The organism is Streptomyces sp. NEAU-174 (assembly GCF_052665095.1).
Genome location: NZ_JBQTCE010000001.1, coordinates 760,530 through 784,804 on the forward strand (window position 1 = coordinate 760,530; position 24,275 = coordinate 784,804).

Annotated in this window: 24 protein-coding genes and 1 pseudogene; 15 read left to right on the top strand and 10 right to left on the bottom strand. The window is 71.4% G+C overall.

Going from position 1 to position 24,275, the window contains the following annotated elements; translation table 11 throughout:
* Window positions 1–87: 87 nt before the first annotated feature.
* From ACT2CW_RS03215 to ACT2CW_RS03225, 3 genes are all read left to right on the top strand, one after another.
* Window positions 88–936, top strand: a complete 849-nt coding sequence (locus tag ACT2CW_RS03215; RefSeq protein WP_445515418.1) for a hypothetical protein — start codon at window positions 88–90, stop codon at window positions 934–936.
* Between the two features lie 116 nt (window positions 937–1,052).
* Window positions 1,053–2,207 carry a serine hydrolase domain-containing protein gene (locus tag ACT2CW_RS03220; protein ID WP_445515419.1) on the top strand — a complete coding sequence of 385 codons (1,155 nt, stop codon included), beginning with the start codon at window positions 1,053–1,055 and terminating at the stop codon, window positions 2,205–2,207.
* Window positions 2,208–2,652: 445 nt separating this feature from the next.
* Window positions 2,653–3,477 carry a BRO-N domain-containing protein gene (locus tag ACT2CW_RS03225; RefSeq protein WP_414081728.1) on the top strand — a complete coding sequence of 275 codons (825 nt, stop codon included), beginning with the start codon at window positions 2,653–2,655 and terminating at the stop codon, window positions 3,475–3,477.
* Between the two features lie 134 nt (window positions 3,478–3,611).
* On the opposite strand, the gene thiC is transcribed toward ACT2CW_RS03225, so the two are convergent.
* A complete protein-coding gene (gene thiC, locus ACT2CW_RS03230; protein ID WP_445515420.1) occupies window positions 3,612–5,381 on the bottom strand; it encodes a phosphomethylpyrimidine synthase ThiC in 1,770 nt (589 codons plus the stop codon).
* A 181-nt stretch (window positions 5,382–5,562) separates the two neighbouring features.
* Here thiC and ACT2CW_RS03235 point away from each other — a divergent pair, with 181 nt between their 5' ends.
* Window positions 5,563–7,038 (top strand): YibE/F family protein, encoded by a 1,476-nt coding sequence (locus ACT2CW_RS03235; RefSeq protein ID WP_445515421.1) that lies wholly within the window; start codon window positions 5,563–5,565, stop codon window positions 7,036–7,038.
* 88 nt (window positions 7,039–7,126) lie between these two features.
* Here the strand turns inward: ACT2CW_RS03235 and ACT2CW_RS03240 are convergent, their stop codons facing one another.
* From ACT2CW_RS03240 to ACT2CW_RS03250, 3 genes are all read right to left on the bottom strand, one after another.
* On the bottom strand, window positions 7,127–7,564 hold the full coding sequence (locus ACT2CW_RS03240; protein ID WP_037954688.1) for an SsgA family sporulation/cell division regulator: 438 nt from the start codon (window positions 7,562–7,564) through the stop codon (window positions 7,127–7,129).
* Window positions 7,565–8,004: 440 nt separating this feature from the next.
* Window positions 8,005–8,199 (bottom strand): DUF5326 family protein, encoded by a 195-nt coding sequence (locus ACT2CW_RS03245; protein WP_037954685.1) that lies wholly within the window; start codon window positions 8,197–8,199, stop codon window positions 8,005–8,007.
* A 227-nt stretch (window positions 8,200–8,426) separates the two neighbouring features.
* Complete coding sequence (locus ACT2CW_RS03250) at window positions 8,427–8,744, bottom strand: cupin domain-containing protein (RefSeq protein WP_164435782.1); 318 nt, start codon at window positions 8,742–8,744, stop codon at window positions 8,427–8,429.
* 77 nt (window positions 8,745–8,821) lie between these two features.
* On the opposite strand from ACT2CW_RS03250, the gene ACT2CW_RS03255 reads away from it, so the two are divergent.
* The 5 genes from ACT2CW_RS03255 to ACT2CW_RS03275 all read left to right on the top strand — a co-directional run bounded on the left by ACT2CW_RS03255 (window position 8,822) and on the right by ACT2CW_RS03275 (window position 12,740).
* The gene (locus ACT2CW_RS03255; protein ID WP_138914826.1) at window positions 8,822–9,202 is read left to right on the top strand and encodes a phage holin family protein; all 381 of its coding nucleotides are present in this window, start codon (window positions 8,822–8,824) and stop codon (window positions 9,200–9,202) included.
* Between the two features lie 87 nt (window positions 9,203–9,289).
* Complete coding sequence (locus ACT2CW_RS03260) at window positions 9,290–9,811, top strand: low molecular weight protein-tyrosine-phosphatase (protein WP_445515422.1); 522 nt, start codon at window positions 9,290–9,292, stop codon at window positions 9,809–9,811.
* Window positions 9,808–11,061 carry a cystathionine gamma-lyase gene (locus ACT2CW_RS03265; protein ID WP_445515423.1) on the top strand — a complete coding sequence of 418 codons (1,254 nt, stop codon included), beginning with the start codon at window positions 9,808–9,810 and terminating at the stop codon, window positions 11,059–11,061. Before ACT2CW_RS03260 ends, ACT2CW_RS03265 begins: the two co-directional genes overlap by 4 nt.
* A gap of 197 nt (window positions 11,062–11,258) precedes the next feature.
* Window positions 11,259–12,155 (top strand): LysR family transcriptional regulator, encoded by an 897-nt coding sequence (locus ACT2CW_RS03270; RefSeq protein WP_138914824.1) that lies wholly within the window; start codon window positions 11,259–11,261, stop codon window positions 12,153–12,155.
* A 42-nt stretch (window positions 12,156–12,197) separates the two neighbouring features.
* Entirely contained in the window at window positions 12,198–12,740 is a 543-nt protein-coding gene (locus ACT2CW_RS03275; protein ID WP_445515424.1) for an NUDIX domain-containing protein, read from the top strand.
* A gap of 702 nt (window positions 12,741–13,442) precedes the next feature.
* Here ACT2CW_RS03275 and ACT2CW_RS03280 read toward each other — a convergent pair.
* The 3 genes and pseudogenes from ACT2CW_RS03280 to ACT2CW_RS03290 form a co-directional block, all read right to left on the bottom strand.
* Window positions 13,443–14,117, bottom strand: a pseudogene (locus ACT2CW_RS03280) (pyridoxamine 5'-phosphate oxidase family protein); the annotation flags it as partial.
* 166 nt (window positions 14,118–14,283) lie between these two features.
* The gene (locus ACT2CW_RS03285; RefSeq protein ID WP_445515425.1) at window positions 14,284–15,888 is read right to left on the bottom strand and encodes a globin domain-containing protein; all 1,605 of its coding nucleotides are present in this window, start codon (window positions 15,886–15,888) and stop codon (window positions 14,284–14,286) included.
* 351 nt (window positions 15,889–16,239) lie between these two features.
* Window positions 16,240–16,872 (bottom strand): HAD family hydrolase, encoded by a 633-nt coding sequence (locus ACT2CW_RS03290; protein WP_445515426.1) that lies wholly within the window; start codon window positions 16,870–16,872, stop codon window positions 16,240–16,242.
* A 181-nt stretch (window positions 16,873–17,053) separates the two neighbouring features.
* On the opposite strand from ACT2CW_RS03290, the gene ACT2CW_RS03295 reads away from it, so the two are divergent.
* From ACT2CW_RS03295 to ACT2CW_RS03305, 3 genes are all read left to right on the top strand, one after another.
* Window positions 17,054–17,560 (top strand): DUF2269 domain-containing protein, encoded by a 507-nt coding sequence (locus ACT2CW_RS03295; RefSeq protein WP_445515427.1) that lies wholly within the window; start codon window positions 17,054–17,056, stop codon window positions 17,558–17,560.
* A 67-nt stretch (window positions 17,561–17,627) separates the two neighbouring features.
* On the top strand, window positions 17,628–18,107 hold the full coding sequence (locus tag ACT2CW_RS03300) for a MarR family winged helix-turn-helix transcriptional regulator (protein WP_445515428.1): 480 nt from the start codon (window positions 17,628–17,630) through the stop codon (window positions 18,105–18,107).
* 151 nt (window positions 18,108–18,258) lie between these two features.
* Window positions 18,259–18,714: a GNAT family N-acetyltransferase gene (locus ACT2CW_RS03305; protein ID WP_182471939.1), complete on the top strand. Its 456-nt coding sequence runs from the start codon at window positions 18,259–18,261 to the stop codon at window positions 18,712–18,714.
* A 48-nt stretch (window positions 18,715–18,762) separates the two neighbouring features.
* Here ACT2CW_RS03305 and ACT2CW_RS03310 read toward each other — a convergent pair whose 3' ends face one another.
* Entirely contained in the window at window positions 18,763–20,058 is a 1,296-nt protein-coding gene (locus tag ACT2CW_RS03310) for an SGNH/GDSL hydrolase family protein (protein ID WP_445515429.1), read from the bottom strand.
* Between the two features lie 222 nt (window positions 20,059–20,280).
* The gene (locus ACT2CW_RS03315) at window positions 20,281–21,669 is read right to left on the bottom strand and encodes a serine hydrolase domain-containing protein (RefSeq protein WP_445515430.1); all 1,389 of its coding nucleotides are present in this window, start codon (window positions 21,667–21,669) and stop codon (window positions 20,281–20,283) included.
* 115 nt (window positions 21,670–21,784) lie between these two features.
* Here ACT2CW_RS03315 and ACT2CW_RS03320 point away from each other — a divergent pair, with 115 nt between their 5' ends.
* The 3 genes from ACT2CW_RS03320 (at window position 21,785) to def (ending at window position 23,417) form a co-directional block, all read left to right on the top strand.
* Window positions 21,785–22,216 (top strand): MerR family transcriptional regulator, encoded by a 432-nt coding sequence (locus ACT2CW_RS03320; protein ID WP_037954660.1) that lies wholly within the window; start codon window positions 21,785–21,787, stop codon window positions 22,214–22,216.
* 58 nt (window positions 22,217–22,274) lie between these two features.
* On the top strand, window positions 22,275–22,613 hold the full coding sequence (gene trxA, locus ACT2CW_RS03325; protein ID WP_445515431.1) for a thioredoxin: 339 nt from the start codon (window positions 22,275–22,277) through the stop codon (window positions 22,611–22,613).
* A 165-nt stretch (window positions 22,614–22,778) separates the two neighbouring features.
* The gene (def, locus tag ACT2CW_RS03330) at window positions 22,779–23,417 is read left to right on the top strand and encodes a peptide deformylase (protein WP_445515432.1); all 639 of its coding nucleotides are present in this window, start codon (window positions 22,779–22,781) and stop codon (window positions 23,415–23,417) included.
* Window positions 23,418–23,461: 44 nt separating this feature from the next.
* On the opposite strand, the gene ACT2CW_RS03335 is transcribed toward def, so the two are convergent.
* Complete coding sequence (locus ACT2CW_RS03335; protein ID WP_164435767.1) at window positions 23,462–24,064, bottom strand: class I SAM-dependent methyltransferase; 603 nt, start codon at window positions 24,062–24,064, stop codon at window positions 23,462–23,464.
* Window positions 24,065–24,275: the final 211 nt, after the last annotated feature.

Sequence of the window (24,275 nt, forward strand, 5' to 3'; positions counted from 1 at the left end):
TATCCGTCGCAGGCTCTCCTCCGTTTCCGCCCGACTGCCCGGCGAAAGCCGGTCGTCACGGCCCTACGGAGCATCGGGGGATGCACCATGAAAAGCGCTCCGCACCTGCTGACCGAGGACCGCCCGGAGTTCGAGCGGGTTCTCGACGAGGCACTGCGCACCGCGGACCGTCGCCCGGACCTCAGCGGTCTCGGGCAGCGGCTCACTGCCGAGCAGCTGCGCACGATGGCGCTCGGGGCATCGGCCGCGATAGCGGCATGCGCGGCCGACGAGTACCAGATCTACCGCGAGGCACGCGCCAAACTGCGCGAGCCCGCGCCGCTCTTCCCGCTCGCCGGGGACGTGGGCGAGCGCGAGCAGCCGGACGGCACGGTGGGGCTCGCCGGTGCGATGCAGGACGCCGCGGGGGCTGGGCTCGTCGCCATGCTCGCGGTGCTGGCCCCGGTGCTCGCCGGCACCGCCGCGATCATCTTCCTCATCGTCGGCTACGTCCTCAACGTCCTCGACCCGGCCCCCTCCATCGCCCAGCCGATGATCACCGCGGGCTGGTTCTTCGCCGCGCTGACCGCCGCGGCCATCCTGATCGCCGCGGTCGGACTCCTCCTGGCCGCACTGCGCAACGGCTCCAGCGCGATCCGCGGCGAGGCGCGCAGCGAGCGGCTGGAGGAGGTGGACCGCGCCAGAGAGGTCTGGCGCGATGCCCTGCTGGAGCGCGGCATCCTGCCGTTCCTCCGCGAGGCCCTGGCCAACCCCTCGGCCCCGTCCCCCTCCGCGTACGTCCCGATCAACCCCGAGGCGATCAGCCGCACGCCCCACCTCGGCTACAGCCGCCCCGGCTTCAGCACCGACGGCGAAGGCCCCAAGGCCCGCCCCCGCTACAGCAGCCCGGACTACACCAGCCCCGACTACGGCGGTCCGGAGCACCAGCCGGACTAGCCAGGATCCGGGCCTGGGTGCGGGTGCGGGTCCGGGCACCGTGCGGGTGCGGTAGGGGTACGGGTGCGGGTCATCCCGGATGGCCGGGCGCGGCGACCTCGGCAGCATGGCTGACCATGACTTCCTTGACCCGACGTACCCTCATGGGCGGTTGCGCGGCCGGAACGCTGCTGGCCGTGGCCGGGAGCACCGGCGCCCGCGCGACGACGAGGACCACCGCGTCGAGCGCCACGTCCGACGACGCCGCCCTCCAGGCCGCGATCAGCGATCTCTCCCACCCGCCCGCCACCTCGGCCCAACTGCGCGTCGACCGCCGGGGAGACGGCTGGTACGGCACGGCAGGGACGGCCGACATCGACAGCGGACGGCCCGTGCGCCCGGACGACCAGTTCCGCGCGGGCAGCGTCACCAAGGCGTTCGTGGCCACCGTGGTCCTCCAGCTGTGGGCCGAAGGTCGGGTGGAGCTCGACGCCCCCATCGGGCGCTACGTCCCGGACCTGCTGCCCGCCGCCTTCGCCCGCCGCATCACCGTGGCCCAGCTGCTCAACCACACCAGCGGGCTCCCCGACCACCGGGGAATCCCGGACGACAGCACCCCGGAAGCAGTCCTGCGGCACCGATGGGACCGGTGGACACCGCGGGAGTGGGTCGAGACGGTGACGCATGATCCGCTCAAGTTCGCTCCGGGCACCAAACAGGAGTACCGCGGCATCAACTACGTGCTGCTCGCCCTGCTCATCGAGAAGCTGACCGCCCACCCCTACGGCCAGGCCATCGCGTCCCGCGTCCTGCATCCGCTGGGCCTCACCAGAACTCTGCTGCCGGGCCAGGACCCCCGCCTCCATAGCCCGCATGTGCACGGCTATCTACGGATGACCGACGGCTCACTGTGCGATGTCACCGTATACAACCAGTCCTCCGCCTGGGGCGAAGGCGAGCTGGTCTCGACCCTCGACGACCTGTTCCGCTTCCAGCACGCCCTGTTCTCCGGCGCGTTGCTGCCGCCCCACGCCCTGGACAAGCTCTTCACCCTGCCCCCGGACTCCGTACGCATGCTGGACGGCAGCCCCGCCCGCTACAGCCTGGGCCTCCAGACGGCCACCGTGAACGGCATGACGCTCTGGGGCAAGACCGGCGAGACCGCCGGCTACCGCACCCGCATGTTCGCCACCCGCGACCTGGGCCTCCGCTTCGCCCTGTCCTACACCCCGACACCACTGACCACACAGGAGGAGATGACCAACCGGGTCGTCGCCGTACTCACCACATGAATCCACCCCGGCCCCAGCAGACGAGCCGCACTCGAGGGCACGTTTCACGTGAAACACAGCGGAAGCTCAACAACCCCGGCCCTTGGTGCGCCACAACTGCCGCAGCTTGCGTCACTGGGCAGCCGCCGCGTCCGCACCGTTCTTCACGGGCCAGGACTACTGCCCCGTTCCCGGGGTATTGCGCTCGTCCTGCCAGACCCAGCCGTCCGGCCGGGAGCTTCGGTGGTCCAGAACCGCATCACCGACAACCGACCGTCGCCGAAGACGATCACGTCACCGTCAGGCGCCTGGTTCGCCATCGAATTGGTGGATTACCCACCGATCGAGCGAACTTCCGCCTATTCGGGGGAATTGATGGGCGGTGATGTTTAGCGTCCGTCAGTGGAGGTGATGCGCGATGCGCAAACACAGCACACCGCCGGGCCCGTCTGCCCGGCACGACGCCATGGACGTCAACGACTTCGTCTACGCGGCCACGGGGGCCCGGGTCCGAAGGTTGACCTTGCCCAACGGAGAGCACTGGTTCCCCGCTGCCGATGTGTGCCGCGAGCTCGGCTACACCACGACGCGAAAGGCTCTGCTGGACCATGTGCCGGAGGAGCGGCGAGAGTCTCTTGAGACTGTGACTGGAAGTCACAGTCTCAGCATTCCCGCAGGTAGGGAGTGGCGCCGAGACTTGCAGCTCGTCGATCTCGAAGGACTTATCCTCCTGGTGAACGGCTGCACCAAGCCCGCGTGCCTGCCCTTCAAACAGTGGGTGTCCAGAGTGATCGCCACCGTCCAGCGCGAGGGCTCATACGCGCTGGAGGTCTCCGAGGTCTCGCGCCCCGCTCCACCGAGCGAGCTCATGGACGCGATCGTCCGACTGGAGATGCGGACCGAACGCTTCCATACGGAGGTGCTGGATTCCCTGCACCGGTCCGAGCAGGCCTGGTCACAGATCCTCGACGCTCTGGGCTGCCGACCGGGCGCGGAGCCCGAGGCGGACAAGCGGGAGCTGAGGCTCAGGACGGAGGACCTGTTCGCACAGTGGAAGGCCCGGCTGAGCATCACCGAGGATGTGTGGGCGGTGGCCGTCTACATCCTCCCCACACTGGCCGAAGCCGGGCAGGTCGGCCACTCGCTGGAGACGCTCTCGGCCAAGACGGGGCTCACCCGGCAGCGGGTGCACGACTGTCTGCGCTTTCTCCAGAAGCATCGCTGCATCCGTCAGAGCGGAATGACGGACAGCGGCAACCCGGTCTACGTGGCTGAGCTTCCGCCCGCGTAGCCGCACGGGAAGGGGTCCGAAGTCGCAAATCCAAGTTGCGGCTTCGGACCCGCCCCGCAGCGTATCGCCTGGTTCACTCCGCGGGCGCTGTTTTGCCGGGTTCCACCCGCGATTTCGGCCTACGCGTCCGCGCCTCAGTCCGCGATCGGCAGATACACGCGGTTGCCCGCCTCGGCGAACTCCTTGGACTTCTGGGCCATACCGGCCTCTGCCTCCGCCTCCACTGCGTCCATCGCGCCGCCGTGTTCGCGGCGGATGTCCTGGGAGATCTTCATCGAGCAGAACTTGGGCCCGCACATCGAGCAGAAGTGTGCCGTCTTGGCCGGTTCCGCCGGGAGGGTCTGGTCGTGGAAGGAGCGGGCCGTGTCCGGGTCGAGGGCCAGGTTGAACTGGTCCTCCCAGCGGAATTCGAAGCGCGCGTCGGAGAGCGCGTCGTCCCATGCCTGGGCGTCCGGATGGCCCTTGGCCAGGTCGGCCGCGTGGGCGGCGATCTTGTAGGTGATGACGCCGGTCTTGACGTCATCGCGGTCCGGCAGGCCCAGGTGCTCCTTGGGGGTGACGTAGCAGAGCATCGCCGTGCCCCACCAGGCGATCATCGCGGCGCCGATGCCCGAGGTGATGTGGTCATAGGCGGGGGCGATGTCGGTGGTGAGGGGGCCCAGGGTGTAGAACGGGGCCTCCTCGCAGACCTCCTGCTGAAGGTCGACGTTCTCCTTGATCTTGTGCATCGGGACATGGCCCGGACCCTCGATCATCGTCTGGACGCCGTGCTCCTTGGCGATGCGGTTGAGCTCGCCGAGAGTGCGCAACTCCGCGAACTGCGCCTCGTCGTTGGCGTCGGCGATCGACCCCGGGCGCAGTCCGTCGCCGAGCGAGTAGGTGACGTCGTACGCCGCGAGGATCTCGCACAGCTCCTCGAAGTGGGTGTAGAGGAAGGACTCCTGGTGGTGGGCGAGGCACCACGCCGCCATGATGGAGCCGCCGCGCGAGACGATGCCGGTCTTGCGGCGGGCGGTCAGCGGGACGTACGGCAGCCGGACGCCGGCGTGGACGGTCATGTAGTCGACGCCCTGCTCGGCCTGTTCGATGACCGTGTCCTTGTAGATCTCCCAGGTCAGCTCCTCGGCCCTGCCGTCGACCTTCTCCAGCGCCTGATAGAGCGGCACGGTGCCGATGGGGACCGGGGAGTTGCGCAGCACCCATTCGCGGGTGGTGTGGATGTTGCGGCCGGTCGAGAGGTCCATGACCGTGTCGGCGCCCCAGCGGGTCGCCCAGGTCATCTTCTCGACCTCCTCCTCGATGGAGGAGGTGACGGCGGAGTTGCCGATGTTGGCGTTGACCTTCACCAGGAACCGCTTGCCGATGATCATCGGCTCGATCTCCGGGTGGTTCACATTGGCCGGCAGGACGGCGCGGCCGGCCGCGATCTCCTCCCGGACCACCTCGGGGGAGACGTTCTCGCGGATCGCCACGTACTCCATCTCCGCCGTGATCTCGCCCCGCCGCGCATAGGCGAGTTGGGTCACGGGGGCGCCCGGGCGGCCGCGCCGCGGCTGGCGCGGACGGCCGGGGAAGACCGCGTCGAGGTTGCGCAGTCCCCCGCGGGGCGCGGTGTGCTTGATCCCGTCGTCCTCCGGGCGGACGGGACGCCCCGCGTACTCCTCGGTGTCGCCGCGGGCGACGATCCAGTTCTGCCGCAGCGGCGCCAGGCCGCGGCGGACATCCGTCTCGATGGTGGGGTCGGTGTACGGGCCGGAGGTGTCGTACAGCGTCACATCCTGGCCATTGGTGAGGTGCACGCGGCGGACCGGGACCTGGAGGTCCGGGCGCGAACCCGTGACATATCCCTTATGCCAGCCGAATTCGGCCGTCTCGGCGCGCGATAGTGCATCCTGCTGAGTCATGAGACCCACTCCCTACGCCGGCATTACCCGGTAACAGGTTCAGCGGTCGGCGCAGCGATCAACGTCAGCGCCCTCTCAGCCCGGTGCTCCGAGCTCCCGCGATTGCAAAGGTTCGTCACCACGCTAACGGTTTATCCACAGCGCTGAACAGGGGGCCCACATCTCTTGCGATGATGCGACCGTGACCGCCATCCAGCAGGACCACCCGCCCGAGCAGCCCCACCCCTCCGAGCAGGCACAGGGCCACGGCCATTCCCATGGCCACTCCCACGGCCATGGCCCCGCCACCCCTGTCTCCGCACGCCTCCGCAAGATCATCGCGGCGGTGCTCATCCCGTTCACCGTCGCCGTCGTGGCCGGTCTGATCGTGCTCTGGCCGGGCGGCACGCCCGACCACAAGGCGCACGGCCGCAGCGGTCTCGGCTTCGACCAGACGACCGTGTCCGGACGGGTGGTGAAGATCGAGGAGGTGAACTGCGCCGATGTGAACGCCCAGCCGCAGGCGCCCACCGAGCCGGGCCAGGACGGCGCCGCCCAGAACGGCGCTCCCGGGCAGGGCGGGGGCTCCGGGCCCTCCGGGCAGGGCGGGAAGAAGAGCGTCTGCGAGAAGGCCACGATCGAGGTCACCTCGGGCAAGGACAAAGGCCGCACCTTCCCCGAAATCGTCCAGCCCAACGCCTCGCGCCACCTCAGCGCCGGGCAGGAGCTGAAGCTGGCGTACGCCCCCAAGGCACCCAAGGAACTCCAGTACTCCGTGTCCGACGTCGACCGGTCGATGCCGATGGCGCTGTTGGCGGGGCTGTTCGCGCTCGCCGTCGTGGTGGTGGGGCGGCTGCGCGGGGTGTTCGCGCTGGTGGCGCTGGCGATCAGCTTCGGGGTGCTGACGCTGTTCATCCTCCCGGCGATACTCCAGGGTTCCAATCCGCTGGTGGTCGCGGTCGTCGGGGGCAGCGCGATCATGCTTCTCGCGCTGTACATGTGCCATGGGCTGACGGCGCGTACGTCGGTCGCCGTGCTCGGCACACTGGTGTCACTGCTGCTGATCGGGGTGCTGGGCTCGCTGTTCATCGGCTGGGCGAGCCTGACCGGCAACACGGACGACCAGACCGGGCTGGTGCACGGCCTCTATCCGAACATCGAGATACAAGGACTGCTGCTCGCAGGCGTGATCATCGGCTCGCTGGGCGTGCTGGACGATGTGACGGTCACCCAGACCTCGGCGGTGTGGGAGCTGAGGGACGCGGACCCGACCACGTCCCGGCGCAAGCTCTACGGAGCGGCGATGCGGATCGGGCGGGACCACATCGCCTCCGTCGTGAACACCCTGGTGCTGGCGTACGCGGGCGCGTCGCTTCCACTGCTGCTGCTGTTCTCCATCGCGGACAGCGGGGTGGGCACGGTCGCCACGAGCGAGATCGTCGCGGAGGAGATCGTACGGACGCTGGTGGGCAGCATCGGGCTCGTCGCCTCGGTGCCGGTGACCACCGCGCTGGCGGTGCTCGTGGTCTCGGCGGACCGCACCCCGGCGGCGGACGGCGGCGCGGAGCGGGTGGCCGTCGCGGGCGGCGCCCAGGCGCCACAGGCGGCCCAGGCTCCACAGGCGGCCCGGACCGGCCGGGGCGGACGCGGGCGGCGCCGCCGGGCGAAGGGGCGCTGAGGCAACCGGGCGCTGAGGCGACGGGCGCGCCACCCGTCAGCTCGGCCGTGACACAGCACCGGGCCTCGGCCCGCCGCGCATCCGGCTCTCAGCCCGCGTACCGGTCCTCGGCCAGGATGCGGTGGAGCTCGGCGTCGAGGTCGCCGACCGGGTCACAGGCCGCCGGCTCCTGGCCGAAAGGCACCACTCGGTCCGTCCGGTCGAGGAAGGCCACCAGCGGAGCGGCCCCGGCCCGGAACAGAGCCCGTTCACAACCCACTTGGAGTCTGATGAAGACGTCCGAAAGCCCCTCGGGGGAGGCGGGGGCGATCCGCACATCCCCCTCGCCGGTGGGTTTGCTCAACCCGTCCAGCAGCAGCTCCCGTGCGAAGGCCCAGCTCACGGGCGCGTCACCGGGCAAATGGAAGGTGATCTCGACGGCATAGGGGTCGCTGCTGTCGTAGGACAGCTCGACCGGGATCCGGAAGGAGAGATCCTGCGAGACCAGGAAGGTCATCGTCACTTCCGCCTGAACTGTGTCACGCATCTCACGCATCGTTCGCCGCCCCGGGTTGTTTGCGCTTCGCCGACTCTGGAGCGTAGCGACTCGATTGCGGTGCGGAGTCGGTTTGCCTCGTGTGAGGGAACGAAAATGGCCAGTGTTGCCGTGCGGAGACCCATGGGGCCGGGCGGCGCGGACGGCGCGGGCCCGGTGGGCGGGAGATCGGGGCCGGCGCACCGGCCGTATCGAAGATCGCTGTCGTCAACAGGCACCCCCGGGGGGTTGTTGCGAGGCGGACGCCGAAGGAAGAACGCCGAGGACTCGCACTGTAACGGCAGGGGTGGCGCCGGGCGGTGCTCCCGCCCCGGCGGTATCCCTCGCGCGGCGTATCCGCGCGCGGAAGGGGCCTCGGGGCCTGCGGGGACGCGGCGGGCGCCGGGTGACGCGTCAGGCCCCGGGTGACGCGGCGGGCGCCGCGCGGCGGGTCAGGAAGTGAACTTCCGTACGACGTAGATCAGCCCGGCGATCAGCACCACCAGCAGCAGCGCCTTGAAGACGAGGCCCACCACGAACCCGATCACGCTCATGATCAGGCCGCCGAACACGGCGAGGACGAGGACCGGTATCGCGATCCAGGTCACCCACCACGGCAAGCCCTGGAATATCCCCTTCGTGGTCACGTGACTCCCTGCTTTCTCTCCGAGCCGTGGGTCCGGACGCCGACGGCCGGTCTCTTCCCTGCCGTCGATGCTAGGACGGGACGGCGGCGCGCGGGCGGCCCGCGCCCCCCGTCCTCCCCTGACCGGACCCCTACGGGACCGGCCGGCCACACATCGGCTCCGCGATGGACAAGCCGTCGACCGGGATCGGCTCGCCGGCACCGGCGGCATCAAGCCCCGGGACGGTCTCAGCCCTCCGGCGGCGAGAACACCACCAGCACCCTCAGGTCCTCGGTGATGTGGTGGAACTTGTGCGGCGTGCCCGCCGGGACGTACACCACACTGCCCCGCGCCACCTGTGTCGTCTCCATCCCCACCGTGACCGACGCCCGGCCGCTCATCACGACGTACACCTCGTCCTGGCCGTGCGGCGACTGCGGGTCGGGCTGGCCCGCGTTCAGCGCGTACAGCCCCACGGACATGTTCCGCTCCCGCAGGAACTGCAAATACGCGCCGTCGTTCGCGGCGCGCTCCGCCTCCAGCTCATCCAGCCGGAACGCCTTCATTCGCCTCTCCACCCCTGCCTGACCCATGCCTACGGTGCCCCTGCCTGCGCCGGGGCCTGTCTGCGACGATCTCAACCATGAAGAATTTTCTCGTCAAGACGATCGCGAACGCCGGCGCCCTCGGCGTCGCCATCTGGCTGCTCAAGGACATCACGCTGACCGGTGACAACACCGGCCGCCAAGCGCTCTCCCTCATTCTCGTGGCGCTGGTCTTCGGCGTGGTGAACGTGGTGGTCAAGCCGATCGTCAAGCTGCTGGCCTTCCCGCTGTTCATCCTGACCCTCGGGCTGATCACGCTGGTGATCAACGCCCTGATGCTGTTGTTGACCTCCTGGCTGGCCGGAAAGCTGGACCTGAGCTTCGAGGTCGACGGCTTCGGCACGGCGGTGCTCGGTGGCCTGATCGTCTCCATAGTCGCGTGGGCCCTGCATGTCGTACTGCCCGATGACAAGGACTGATCACGGCCGGAGATGATGGAAGGCATGAGAGACCCGTCGCCCTACCGTGTCTGCTTTGTCTGCACCGGCAACATATGCCGCTCGCCGATGGCCGAATCCGTCTTCCGCGCCCATGCCGTGGAGGCCGGGCTGGACGGCCGCCTCGAGGTGGACAGCGCGGGCACCGGACCCTGGCACGAGGGCGACGGGGCCGACCGCCGCGCCATCGACGTACTGACCGCCCACGACTATGAGCAGGATCACATCGCGCGCCAGTTCCGGGCCGAGTGGTTCGATCGCCTCGATCTGGTGATCGCCCTGGACAGCGGCCATCTGCACGAGCTGCGCGCGCTCGCGCCGACCCCGCACGACGCCGCGAAGGTGCGGCTGCTGCGGAGTTACGACCCGGACGCGGACCACGACGCGCTGGGCGGCCTCGACGTGCCGGACCCCTACTTCGGCGGGCTGGACGACTTCGAGGAGTGCCTGGAGATGATCGAGGCCGCGAGCGGCGGGCTGCTGGACGCGGTCGCCGAGGCCATCGACGCCTCGGGGAAGGCCTCGGAGAGCGCCACCGTCGAGAACGCGTCGGCCGCCGACGGCCCGGGCGCGGGGAAGGAGTCCGTATGACCGGCGACGGTACCCGCACCGTACGGGCCGGACTGCCCGAGGCCGAGGCGTACGAGCCGACGCTGCCGGGCCCGGTCTTCGCCGCCCACTACCACCTCCCCGGCGACGCCGTCGGCCCCTACACCTACGGCCGGGACGCCAACCCCACCTGGTCCCTGCTGGAGCGGGCGATCAGCGAGCTGGAGTCGCCGGGCACCGACGCCGAGACGGTCGCCTTCTCGTCCGGGATGGGCGCGATCTCGGCCGTACTGCTGTCCCAGCTGCGCCAGGGCGACGCGGCCGTCCTGCCGTCCGACGGCTATCAGCTGCTCCCGGCACTGATCGAGCGGCTGACGGGGTACGGGGTCACCGTGCGCACCGCCCCGACCGGCGAGGACGCCCAGCTGGGACCTCTGGATGACCTGGACGCCCTGGGCCAGCGGACGAAGCTGCTGTGGCTGGAAACCCCGTCCAATCCCGGACTGGACGTCTGCGACATCCGCCGGCTCGCCGAGGCCGCGCACGCCAGGGGCGCGCTGGTCGCCGTCGACAACACCCTGGCCACCCCGCTCGGCCAGCGCCCGCTGGAGCTCGGCGCGGACTTCGCCGTGGCGAGCGGCACCAAGGCGCTCACCGGCCATGGCGATGTGCTGCTCGGCTATGTGACCTGCCACGATCCACGGCTCGCCGCCGAGGTGCGGGCCTGGCGCAAAACGGTGGGCGCGATCCCCGGCCCCATGGAGGCATGGCTCGCCCACCGCTCCCTGGCCACCCTCCAACTGCGCGTCGACCGCCAGGCGGCGACCGCCCTGGCCCTCGCCGAGGCGCTGCGCGACCGCCCCGAGGTCACCGGGCTGCGCCACCCCGGTCTGCCGACCGATCCCTCCCACCGGGTGGCGGCCGGGCAGATGCGCGGCGGGCGCTTCGGCTGTGTGGTCTCTTTCACCCTCCCGGACAAGGACCACGCGGAGCGCTTTCTGACCGCGCTGCGGCTGGTGGACGACGCCACCAGCTTCGGCGGGGTGCGCTCCACGGCCGAGCGGCGCGGACGGTGGGGCGGCGACGCGGTCCCCGAGGGTTTCATCCGGTTCTCGGTGGGCGCGGAGGACGCGGACGATCTGATCGCCGATGTGCTGCGGGCGCTCGACACGGCATCCGACTCGGCCCCCGACACGGACGCGGCATCGGGCGCGGACACGCCATCGGGCGCGGACACGCCATCGGGCGCAGATACGTCTTCGGGCACGGCGAGCACCGGGGCGGGTGGCTGAAAGCGGCCGGGTATGCCTGTGCGGGCGTCTCAAGCCTCCCCCCTCGTGGCTTGAGACGCCCCGGTTCTTCTCGTGGAGAACCGCTCGAACAAGGCTAGTTGACTCAGCGTCAGTGTCCAATCACAGTAGCGACATGGACCTATCGGCATATTTATAGTTGGCATGCGTTCGGGGCTCGACGAGGCGAGGGGAACCGCATGGATCTGGCCCTCTTACGCACCTTTGTCGCGGTTCACCGCGCGGGGTCCTTCACCCGCGCCGCCGGACTGCTCGGGCTCTCCCAGCCCGCCGTCACCGGCCAGATACGCACCCTGGAGCGGCAGCTCGGCCGCCCCCTGTTCCTCCGTACGGCGCGCGGCGTCGTCCCCACCACCGTCGGGGACGAACTCGCCCACAAGGCCGCACCGCATCTCGACGCCCTGGTGGAGATCGCCGAGGCGGGTCTGGACGACCGCTCGGCGCTGCGCACCCTGCATCTCGCGGGCCCTCCGGAGTTCACCGCGCTGCGCGCCCTGCCCGCGCTGACCACCCTGGTCACCCAGGGGCTGGCGGTGCGCTGCGCCTTCGGCAGCGCCGAGGAGCTGTTCGAGGGGCTGGGCGCCGGCCATCACGAGCTGGCCATCACCACCGCCCGGCCCCGGGGGCGGCTGCTGGCCGCCACCCCGCTGTGCGACGAGGAGCATGTGCTGGTCGCGGCCCCGCGCTGGGCCGCCCGGCTCGGCGGCCCAGCGGTGCTCCAGGTCAAGGGCGTACGGGCGCTGGAGGCGCTGCCCGTCGTCGAGGTGCACGAGAGCCTGCCGCTGGTCACCCGCTACTGGTCGGCCGTCTTCGACACCCGGCCGGTCACCGCCGGGACGATCATCGCGCCCGATCTGCGCGCGGTGCTCGCCTGCGTCGCGCAGGGCGCGGGGCTCGGCGTTCTGCCGCGCTATCTGTGCATGGACGCGCTGGACGCCGGGGAGGTGGTGGCGCTGCTCAACCCGCCGGTGCCGCCGCTGCGCACCTATTTCCTGGTGGTGCGGACCGGGGCACTCGCGCTGCCGCATATCGCGCGGGCGCACGAGTGGCTGTTGCGCGCGGCTGTCGATTGGTGAGTAAGTGGTTTCGCGGGACCACGGGTGCGGCAGATGTCCTGCATGACCGAACGACCCGTGGTCAAGCGCACCGCCCGCGCCATTCTCCTCGAGGGCGACACCGCGCCGCGCATGATCCTGATCAAGCGCACCAAGCCCGGCCAGGCGCCGTACTGGATCACTCCGGGCGGCGGGATGGAGCCCGAGGACGCGACCGTCGTCGAGGCCCTGTACCGCGAGGTGGACGAGGAGCTGGGCGCGAAGGTGACGGATGTGGTGCCCGCCTTCGTCGACACCGTCCCGCATCCCGATGGGAGCGCTGAGGGCGCAGCGGGTGCTGAGGGTGCGGGCGCGGCCGGTGCTGGTGCTGGTGCCGGTGCCGGTGTGAAGGTGCAGCACTTCTTCGTGTGCAGACTCGCCTCGATGGACCTCACCCGGCGGCACGGCCCGGAGGTGGACGAGCCGTGCGGGGAGTACGAGGTGGTGAGCATCCCGTTCACCCGCGAGGGGATCGCCTCGGTCGAGGTGGTGCCGCCCTCGCTGCGGGCGTATCTCGACGCCAACATCGAGGGCGTGCTGGCCCTGCTCGCGGACGACCTCGGCTGAGCGAGGCGAAGCCCTGCCGGACGGATCGTCGCGAACAGGGCCGACAGGGCTGACCTCTATCGCTGGCCTCTATCGGGGCAGGACCTAACGGAACCAGCCGCTGAACGGCTGCTGGGTCTTCCGGGCCGCCCGCTGACGCGCCTCGGCCAGCACCCGCTCGGCCTCCTCCCGCCAGTCCTCGGGCCCCGCGTCGGGCCGGACCGGCGGCCGGATGGCCGGGCTGAGATCACGCACGACGGAGGGCTCAGCGGCCCGCGGAGCGGGGTCGGCCACCGCGTCGGCTTGCGCCGCCGGTTCGGGCCGCGCGATCGGCTGGGGCTGTGGCGCCGGTTCGGCGGCCGGAGCCTGAGGCCTCAGGGCGCCCAGGACGCCCTGAGCAGCCGGGGCCGTCGGGGCGGTCTGGGCAGGCAGGCCCACCGGCCACGAGACCGGTGATGTGGGCGGGGCAGGGGGGATGGCCAGAACCTGAGTGTCCGAGTCTGTCAGGGGCTGAGGGTCCGGGGCAGCCGGGGCAGCCGGAGCCTGAGGGACCGAGACCTCCAGCTCCGCCTGAACGGCCGGAAGAGGCCGGGCGGCCTGGCCCGGCAGATCCACCGCCCAGGAGGGCCGAGAGACGGGCGGGGCAGCCGGAGCGGGCTGGGCAGGAGGGGCATACGGAACGGGCGGGGCAGGAGACGCGGACGGAGCAGGCGGTACAGGAGGAGCAGACGAAGCAGGCGGCGCAGGCGGCGCGGGCGGGACCCTGCGGCCCTCGCGCGCCTCCGCCGCGGCGCCGAAGAAGTCGCCGCCCTTCCGCTTGACGTCGTCCGTCCCCCAGTCCCGCTCCCGGTCGTGCTCCAGGGCCTGGTCACCGGAGGCCCCCCGGCTCCGGGCGGCGTCGCCACCGCCGGTGCGCCGCTGCGCCGGGACCTTCTGGAGGTGCGGAATGTGCTTGGCGCAGTGGATGTACGCCTCCTCGACGGTCACCTCGACCCACACCACCGCGCGCCGCCCCGGCACCGGGTCCACCGGCAGCCCGTGGTGTGCCGCGCGCATCTCGGCGTCCTCCACCACCCGGGCCCGGCCGTTCACATGCAGCCCGATCCGGTCCCGGAAGAAGTCGACCATGAGAATGCCCAGGTGGGGGTTCTCCTGGATATTGCCGAGGCTGGCCAGGACGCCGTTTCCCCGGTATTCGGGATAGGCCAGCGTGCGCGTGTCGAGCACTCTCAGAAAGCCGGGCGGACCGGCCCGGAACGTGCTGTCGCACTCCCCGTGCCGGTCGGAGGTGGCCAGGAAGAACATTTCCTGGCGCTCGATGAACTCCCGCATCCGGACATTCAGGTGATCCAGCACCTGATCGTCGTAGAAGCGGTCGGCGCGGCCGACGGTGCCCAGTCGCCGCTGTAGATGGTGTTCGCCGTCGCTCCCGGGACGCCACGCGCGGTCGTCCAGGTGCTCCGCACTGTCCACGGTTCTCGTCCCCGTCCTGATTCGCCGTCCGGAATCGCCGGAATGCCTGCCTAGTGTTGGTGTTTCGTCGTATGCCGTCCGTGCCCGCGTCCTATTCCGCGGCCGCGGCGAGTTCCTCGATGGAGTCGTGCCGGATGCGGTGCGACGGAATGCCGATGCCCATCAGGGCGTCGACACCGCTGCGGATCATCCCGGGCGGCCCGGAGAGATAGGCGTCGAACGCGTTCCACGGGCCGTACTGCCGCACGGCGTCGGGCAGCCGACCGCTGAGGCCGTTGGTCGGGCCGTCGGAGACGACGGGACGGACCGCGAGCCACGGATGCTTCTGGGCCAGCCGCAGCATGGTGTCGATGTCGTACAGATCGTGATCGCTGCGGGCGCCGTAGAAGACCTCGACCGGACGGTTGCGGCCGTGGTCGGCGACGTCCTCGACCAGCGCCTTGATCGGCGCGATACCGGTGCCGCCGCCGAGGCAGAGCAGCCCGTTGTCGCTGGCGTGGTCGACCGTCATGGAACCGGCGGGGGGCCCGAGGCGGATCACATCGCCGGGGCGGGCCCGGTGCACCAGCGCGGAGGACACCCATCCGGCCGGGACGGCCTTCACATGGAAGGAGAGCAGCCCGTCGGAGCGTGGCGCGGCGGCGAATGAATAGTGCCGCCACACCCGCGGCCACCAGGGCGTTTCCAGTGAGGTGTACTGGCCCGCCAGAAAGGGGTACGGCTGGTCCGGGCGGACGGTGATCACGGCGATGTCGTTGGTGCGCAGCTCATGCCCGACCACCTCGGCCTGCCACCACGCGGGGGCGATCAGCTCGTCCTCGGCGGCCGAGTCGATCATGATCTGGGAGATCTGGGTGTAGGCGCGCACCCAGGCGGCCTCGGCCTCGTCGCTCCAGGTGGTGACGGCGTAGCGGGTGAGCGCGCCGATCAGGCACTCGCCGACGGCGGGGTAGTGCTCGGGTTGGGTGCCGTACTTGCGGTGGCCGCGGCCGAGCCGGGAGAGGAACTCGGTGAGGATGTCGGGGTCGTCGATGAGCCGGGCGGCGGTGAGGATCGCCTTGAACAGCCGGTCGCGCTGGGCGTCCATCGCGGCGGGGAAGAGCGGCCGCAGCTCGGGGTGCTGGACGAAGAGCAGCGCGTAGAAGTACGAGGTGACCTTGTCGCTGATGGGCTCGACCTCGGCCATGGTGCGGCGCAGCAGGATCGCGTCGGGCGAGGCGGTCTCGGGGACGGCGAACGGCGAGTCGGGGCCGGGCCGGACGTCCTGCGGGGCCGGGGCCACCTCGTCGGGGCGCTGATGCTCCTCGCGCCCGCGGGCGGCGGGGCCGGGGGCGGCAGGGGCAGGGCCGGGGGCGGCAGGGCGGTGCTCCGCGGGGTCGGGGGCCCGGCGGTCGTCGGGGCGGCGGTCGTCCGGGCGGCGGTCCGTACGGCGGTCGTCGGGGCGGCCGTCCGTACGGCGGTCGCCCGCTCCCGGGCCGGGCACGGGGGCCGGCTCCGCGGGCGCACGGCGGTCGGCTTCGGTACCGACGGGCCGTATCGGGTTCACCGGGCGGCTGGGCGCGCGCTCTTCGCTCTGCTGGTCCGGGGCCCTGCGGTCGTCGGCCGGTTTCCTGCTCGGGGTGAACCAGCCCCAGTCGCCACTGTTTCCGCCGGAGCCGTCGCTGCCGGCCGACGATGTGGTGGTCGGAGCGTCCATGGTTGCCTCGCCTCGAACATCTTTCTGTCGGTCTTCGCACTTCCGCTGCCGGAATGTGCCCGCAATTCCCCGTCCTGGTGCACTGGTTCAAGCGAGAATGGTCGTGCCGACCTTCTCTGCGACTCTCTTCCGGGCAGCATGCCATGCTCGTTCCCCGCACCGGGCGCATACCCCGAAGTCCGGGAAACGGGAACTGTGTTCCCGTTATGCTGGTTGGCCTGGGATGCCCGTTCTGACCCCGTTACAGCACGCCGCACGGAACCGGACCCGACCCTACCGGCCCCGGATGAATTCACAAGCCCCAAGTGCCCCACATCTGTTACACCCACCAACTCATGTAATTACCGATAGTTACAAGCGGTTACCCATCAATTCGTATGCCTCTCGGAGATCACGACCGGTATAGGCGTGGGATGCGATTTCGCTCACATGGTGGTCGGCGTTCACGGCGACCGAGACCGGCACCACGGTGAACAGTTCGGCGTCCGAGAGGGAATCCCCGTAAGCCACGCAGTGATCCCTGGTCAAGCCGAACTTCGTACAGAGTTCATCGGCGATCCGGACCTTCGCGGCCGGGGTCAGGATCCCCGCCGGATCCACCGGCTCCCGGAACGGTACGGCGGGCCACGTCGAGCCGTACGTGGCGTCCGCGCCCCACTCCAGCAGCCGCGACACGAAGAAGCCCGGCGAGAGCGAAATCACCGCACAGCGCTCGCCCCGCGCCCGGATGTCCGCCCACACCTCACGGATCCCGGCCAGCCACGGCGCCCCCTCGAACGCCGCCGCCACATGCTCCTCCGTCAGCGCCTCCCACAGCGCACAGGCCCGCTCCGCGAACTGGGCCGTCGTCAGCTCCCCGCCCGCGAACGCCCGCTCCAGCGCGGCGATCTCCCGCTCCAGACCGAGCTGCCGGGAGATCTCGATCGCGGCGGCCGAGCCGTGGATGAGCGTCCCGTCCAGATCGAACAGATGCAGTCTGGTCATACCGGCCGAGCGTAGATGCACCTTCCGGCCATCACCTCCCCGGCCCCGCACCGACGGCCCACCCCGGAGCCGTCGCACCGGCCCGGAGCCGTCGCACCGCCGCGCCCGCGCCGATGGGAGTACGCGCGGATACTCCCGCCGTCAGACGCCCCGGGGGCCGTGGCGCCGCCACGGTGAGGGCATGCGGCAACTCACCCGCCCCGCGCGCCGGGGCTTCCTCGTCGTTCATGTCGTCGTCTCCGTCGGATGGCTCGGGCTGACCCTCGGGGTGCTGGCCCTGGGCATCACCGGCGCCACGGCCGGCTCGGCCGAGGAGGCCGGGGCGGCCTACCGGTCCATGAATGTGCTGGGCGACTGGCTGCTGATCCCGATCAGCCTGCTGTCGCTGGTCAGCGGGATCGTGCTGTCGCTGGGGACGCCCTGGGGGCTGGCGCGCCACCGGTGGGTGTATGTGAAGTTCTGGCTGACGATGATCACCACCGCCGCCACGGCGCTCGCGCTGCGCGCCCGGGTCGACTCCGCGATGGCCGATGTGGTGGCGGGGCGGGCGGTCGGGGCGACCACGGATCTGATCCTGGCGCCGTCGGTCAGCCTGGGCGTCTATACCTTTCTCACCGCGATCTCGGTGATCAAGCCCTGGGGGCTGACCGCCAGGGGACGGCGACTGCGGGCGACAAAGCGCCGATAATTGCATACGCGGTCTTTTTCATCCCTGGACTATCCTGGAATCCGCTCACCCACCAAGGAGGGGTTCCATGCCGGACGAACCGCACGGCGCCGTCGCCCCGCCCGCAGAACAGGCCCTGGCCCAGGGCTGGTGCGCCCTGTCCTCCCTGCACGGCCGGATCGAGACGCATATCGAGCGTGCGTTGCAGGCCGGGCACGATCTGAGCGTCCGCGAATTCTCCGTGCTCAACGTACTCAGCGGGCAGCACGACGGCGACGGCGGACATCTACAGATGAAGCAGCTCGCCGACTCCGTCGTACTCAGCCAGAGCGCCACGACCCGGCTGGTCACCCGGCTTGAGGACCGCGGTCTGCTCTCCCGCTACATCTGCCCCGGCGACCGCCGCGGCATCTACACCAACGTCAGCGACGAGGGGCTGAAGCTCCTGGAGGAGGCGCGGCCGACGCATGACACCGCGCTGCGCGAGGCCCTCGCAGAGGCCGCCAAGCGGCCGGAACTGGCACCCCTCGTCGCCGCTGTCGAGGGTCTGACCGGCACCACGTGCTGACGGGCCGGACGGGCTGATGGGCCGGACGAGCTGACGGGCCGGACGGGCTGACGGGCCGGACGCGCTGCTCCCGGAACGCGCTGCTCCCCGGTGCGCCGTGGGCCCGTCGCCGCCGTCCGTGGCTCGCGGGCCCCGGCGTAGGCTCCACCGCATGAGCGACTTCGAGATACGGCGCGCGACCGTCGATGACATCCCGGCGATCGTGGCCCTGCTGGCGGACGACCCGCTCGGCGCCGGCCGGGAGTCCCCGGACGACCTGGCCCCGTACCGCGCCGCCTTCGAGCGGCTGGAGTCGGATCCCCAGCAGCGGCTGGTCGTCGCGGTCCGGGAGGGCCGCACCGTCGGCACCCTCCAGCTGACCGTGATCCCCGGGCTGTCGCGGCGCGGCGCCACGCGCTCGATCATCGAGGGCGTCCGGATCCACTCCGAGGAGCGCGGCGGCGGGCTCGGCACCCAGCTGATCGAATGGGCCGTCGAGGAGTCGCGCCGCGAGGGATGCGCGCTGGTGCAGCTCACCTCGGACGCGACCCGTATCGACGCCCACCGCTTCTACGAGCGGCTCGGCTTCGAGGCCAGCCACATCGGCTTCAAACTGCCGCTGGCCTGAACTGCCGCCGGCCTGAACTGACCCGGTCTCACCTCCCCGTCGGCGGTCTCACAGGGTCGCGAGGTCGACGGCCTCGGCCATCCGCCGGTAGCCCGCGTCGTTCGGGTGCTTGAAGTCGCCCGAGTCGTACGCCGGGTTCAGCCGCAGTGGATCGGACGGCGCGGCCATGACCTCGGCGAAGTCGACGACCGCGTCGAAGGCGCCCGAGGTGCGGATCCACTCGTTGATCGCGGTGCGCTTCGCCTCCGAGCGCGGGGTGTGGTACTCGGCGCCCTTGAACGGGAGGATCGTCCCGCCGATGACCTTGATCCCACGGGAGTGGGCGAGAGCGATCAGCTCCCGGTAACCGGCGATCACCTCATCGGCCGACACCTGCGGATTGGGCTTGTAGGTGGGCAGCTCGACCTCGCTGAAGCCGATGTCGTTGAGCCCCTCGAGCAGGATCACCGACCGTACGCCCGGCTTGTCCAGGACATCGCGCCGGAAGCGGGCGCCCGCCCTCTCCCCGTACCAGGCCGAGTCGTGCAGCAGCAGATTGCCGCCGATCCCGGAGTTGAGGACGGGACGCGGGGTGCCCGCTGCCGCGAGGCGCCCGGCCAGCAGGTCCGGCCAGCGGTGGTCGGCGTCGTAGGTCGAGCCGAAGCCGTCGGTGATCGAGTCGCCGAAGGCCACCACCGCCCCCGGCCGCCGGGGGCCGCCGGTGACCTCGACATCCGAGAGGTAGTACCAGGAGTGGGTGGTCTCGGTGAAGGCCGCCCCGGCGCGGTCGGCGCGGTGGTCGCCGTCCGCGCGGAAGCTGCGGGCGTACGCCTGGGCGTGGAAGGTGGCGGGGCCGGTCGGGCGGTCGAAGTACAGCGTGACCGTGACCGGCTGACGGGCCGCCACGCGCAGCGGGGCCGCGTCGCTCACCGTCTCCCCGCCCGCCCCGATCTCCACCGAACGCCGGTGCCCGAAGGTCAGCGTGCGCAGGCTCGCGCCGTGGACGGCGGCGCCGTGCGCGGTACGGGCGATGGTCGCGCCCGTGATCCGGAGCGGGGCGGTGCCGTAGCGGTTCGACAACCTGATCCGGGCGGCCGTGCCGCCGCCGGTGACCCGGACGACCTGACGCAGGGTCTGGGCCGTGCGCTCGGCGAAGCCGGTCTCGGCCCAGTTCTTCTCGAAGCCCGAGCTGGGGCGCTGCACGGGGGCGGCCCACCCGGCCGACCAGACGGTCCCCGTCCGGTCCCGGCCGGCCGCCGGACCGCCGGGCCGGGCAGTGGCCGTCCCGGAGGCGCCCACGGAGGCGGCCATGACGGTGGTGAGGGCGAGCAGGGAGGCGCTGAGACGAAGCGTGGACGGGCGCACGGCGGGGCTCCTGGGGGAGGGGCGGATGGGATCGGAGACCAACCTGCCGCCCGCCGCACCGCCGACCCAGCCCCCAGCCGTGCGTACCACTGGCAGGGTCAGGCTATGGCCGCCGGATCCTCAGCACCCCGCCGGAACACGCCGCCGGAACTCCTCGCCGGACACGGCACCCCGCTCCCGCCCCGCCCGCCCCGCCCCCTCGGAGCGCGCGCCACCTCTCCCTCAGAGCGCGCGCCAGCCCTCCGGGTCGACCCCGCCGGGCACCACGTCTCCCGGGGCGTAGGGCTCCCGGGTGAACACGAAGGTGCCCAGGTCCAGATGGGCCGGGGCGCCGCCCTCCCCCTCGACCACCCGCAGCGTCTCCCCCGCGTAATACCCGTCGAGCCCCGTCCAGGTGCCGTCCGGCTCGGCCCTGAAGCGGGAGGCCCGGCCTCCCCCGGTGGCCGGGGCCAGCTCCAGTCCGCGGTCCGCGCGCAGCCGCAGGTGGTAGGCGCGCGGGCCCCAGTACCAGGGTCCGGTCAGCGCCAGCAGCGCCGGATCGGCCTCGGTCAGCGGCCGCCAGGGCTCGGGAATACGGGGCTCGTGCTCCGCCACGATCCGTATGAGGTCGGCGGCGATGGCGCCGATGGCCGGCCCCGAGGTGGTGTTGGCCAGCGCGATCCCGGCCAGCCGCTCCTCGGCGCTCACCCACAGCGAGGCCAGGAAGCCGGGCATGGAGCCGGTGTGGCCGTAAAGGAACCTCCCGCCGTGCCGGACGAGCTGCGTCCCCAGGCCATAGCCGCCGTCCCAGTCCCCCGCCTCCGGGGCGACGGCGGGCGCCCGCATCTCGGCGAGCGACTCCGCGCCGAGCACCCGCCCGTCCCCGTCCAGCAGGAAGGCGGCGAAGCGGGCCAGATCCCCGGCGGTCGACCAGAGCTGTCCGGCCGGGCCCATTCGCCCTGTGTCCTCGGCCGGTTCGGGCAGCAGCACATCCGCCCAGGGGTGCACGGCCCACCCCCCGGCGTGCGGCGCCCGCGGCTCGAGCGACGTACGCCCCATCCCCAACGGCTCCAGCACCTCCTGCGCGAGCACCTCGCCCCAGGGCGCTCCGCGCAGCCGCTCGACCAGCGCGCCGAGCAGCGCGAAACCGGGGTTGGAGTAGTGGTGACGGCGGCCCGCGGGGTGGATCAGCGGGCGCTCGCCGAAGATATCGGCGGTCTCGGGCCGCAGCGCCCCGGGCGTGCGCTCCCACCACGGGCCGCGGGCCTCGGCGGCGAGGCCCGAGGTGTGGGCGAGGAGCTGGGCCACGGTGGCGCCCTCGGCCTCCGGTACGTCCAGATGCTTGGCCAGCGGATCGCCGAGGTCCAGCAGCCCCTCGTCCCGCAACCGCATCACCAGCACCGCCACAAAGGTCTTGGTCAAGGAGCCGATGCGGTACTGGATGTCGGCGTCCGGCGCGGATCCGTCCACAGAGCCGCGCGCACCCGTCCACACCAGCTGACCCTCCCGCACCACGGCCCCCACCAGGGACGGGGCACGGCCCTCGGCCTGGCCGCGGGCAAGGCGCCGCAGCAGGGCACGGCGGGTGGTGGGCAGCGGCTCGGCGAACTCATCCACGTCGGGTGTGCTCATATCGGCACTCTACGGCGAGGGTCCGACAACGGTCAGTCATCGGCCGGCGGCCGCGGCCCCCAGCCCCGCACCGCGCTCTGGCCTTTACGCCAGGGTCAAGGTCTACCGTCAGGTCATGCGGATCGGAGAGCTGGCCGAACGGGCGGGTACGACCACCCGCACCCTGCGCTATTACGAGTCGCTCGGGCTGCTGCCCGCGCGCCGCACCGGCAATGGTTACCGGTCGTACGACGAGGAGGACCTGCGGCTGCTCCAGCAGATCCGCACGCTGCGGGACTTCGGCTTCGAGCTGGAGGAGACGCGCCCGTTCGTCGAGTGCCTGCGCTCCGGCCATCCGGCCGGTGACTCCTGCCCCGCCTCGCTGGACGTCTACCGGCGCAAGCTCGCCGAGCTGGACGAGTGCATCGCCCGGCTGAGCGCCATCCGGGAGCGGGTCGGGACACAGCTCGTCCAGGCGGAGCGGGCCCGCGCGGAGCTGGAGGCCGCGGCGACGGCGCCCGAAGGGGCCCCGGAGCCGCGCTGCGAGCTGACACCACCCGGCCCCTGAGCGCGCCGTAACCGCGACAGCTCCACACGCACGACCAAGACGCCAAGGGAGATATGACATGGCACTGACACACACCGGGGGAGTGGCCACGGTCACGGACGCCACCTTCGCCGAGGAGGTGCTGGCGGCCGAGCTGCCGGTGCTGGTGAAGTTCACCGCCTCGTGGTGCCCCCCGTGCCGGATGATCGCGCCGGTGCTGGCGGAGATCGCCCAGGAGGAGGGCCACCGGCTGAAGGTGGTGTCCCTGGACGTGGACGAGAACCCGTCCACCACCAACGCGTACGGGGTGCTCTCGATGCCGACCCTGATGCTGTTCCGGTCGGGCGAGCCGGTGCGGTCGCTGGTCGGGGCCCGCAGCAAGCGGCGGCTGCTGGAGGAGCTCGGCGAAGCGCTCTGACCCCGTGTCCTGCCCCCGTACCTGACGCGATCTGACGCGCACCGGAGCCGCGGCCGAACCGCCCCTGCTACGTTGGCCGGACATGACCATAAGCGGGGGCGGCCTCAGCGGCCGTGAGCGGCCATCGGGCGGTGGGCAGTGGGGGCGGAAGTGGTGAGGTCAGCGGTGCGCGTCCTGGTGCAGGGAAAACCCGTCGACTCCTATCCGGCGCTGTCTCCCGAGGCCGAGCGCGGCTCCCCGCGCCGGATCACCGAGGTCGGTGAGGAGGTGCTGCGCCGCTCCTGCCGCGAGGTGACCGAGTTCGGCACGCCCGAGCTGAGCGCCCTCATCGACGACATGTTCCTCACCATGTACATCGCGGAGGGCGCCGGGCTGGCCGCCAATCAGGTCGACGTCGATCTGCGGCTGTTCGTCTACGACTGCCCGGACGACCACGGCGTACGGCACATCGGCCACATCATCAACCCCGTCCTGGACCAGCCCGACCCGGCCCACCGGCAGCTCATCGAGGAGACCGAGGGCTGTCTGTCCGTACCGGGCGCGCGGATGGACGTACCGCGCACCGACCGCACCGTGGTCCGCGGCGTCGACAAGGACGGCAACCCGCTGGTGATCGAGGGCACCGGCTACTTCGCCCGGTGTCTACAGCACGAGGCGGACCATCTCTCGGGGCACCTCTACATCGACCGGCTCTCCAAGCGCGACCGCAAGGACGCGCTGCGGCAGATGGCGGACCGTCATGAGGAGGTCCTCGCCCGGCGCGTGGAGAAGGCGACGGCCCTGGGCCACCAGCTCCAGCCCTGACCGGCCCCGGCCACCGCCAACCGCCACCGCGACCCGGCCGCCGCTCATCGCAGCCGTCGCGCTCGCAGCACGGTGTCATGGGTGTGGTGGGTGCCGGCGGGGGCGGGAGCGGTGCGTGGACGGGTCTCGTTGACCACAACCGCCCAGTCGTCGTCGAGCACTCCCGCGATGTCGTCGGGCTGGTAGTAGTCCCGGGGGTCGAAGTCCTGCTCCGGGCGCGGGCTCAGATCGGCGAGGTCATGCGTGGCGAACAGCAGCGTGCCCCCGGGCGCGACGGCGTCCAGCAGCCCACGCAGCGCGGCGTGATCCGGCCGGCGCCTGAGCGGAAAGTACTGGACCGACACCAGGTCGAACGCCGCGGCCGGGGGCCGCCTGCTGGTCAGATCGGCCCGCGTCCACGCCACCCGGCCCGCGAGGTCCGCGCCCGCCGCGGCGGCGCGCTCCAGGGCGACCCGGGAGATGTCCACCGCGGTCACCTGCCACCCCCGCCGAGCCAGCCAGATCGCGTCGCCGCCCTCCCCGCACCCCACATCGAGCGCCTGCCCAGGCGACAGCTCGGCGACCTCACTGACGAGCACCCCGTTGGGCCCGCCGCTGAAGAGCTGATCACGACTGCCGTACATGTCGTCCCAGAACTGTCTGTCCATACCCACCAACCTCCCCCGCCCCGGGGCAACCTGACAAACTTCTTTGCGAGAACAGCAAAGCGCGGGCCGGGCAGCCACGTTCCGACGTCAAGGACGATCGCGGGCGTGGGCGCGATAGCGCTGCGGACTCATCCCACGGGCTCGCTTGAAAGCGGCGCTGCGCGCGAATTCTCGGCCGACCGCCCCGCGACTTCACGGAATATGTCCGCGA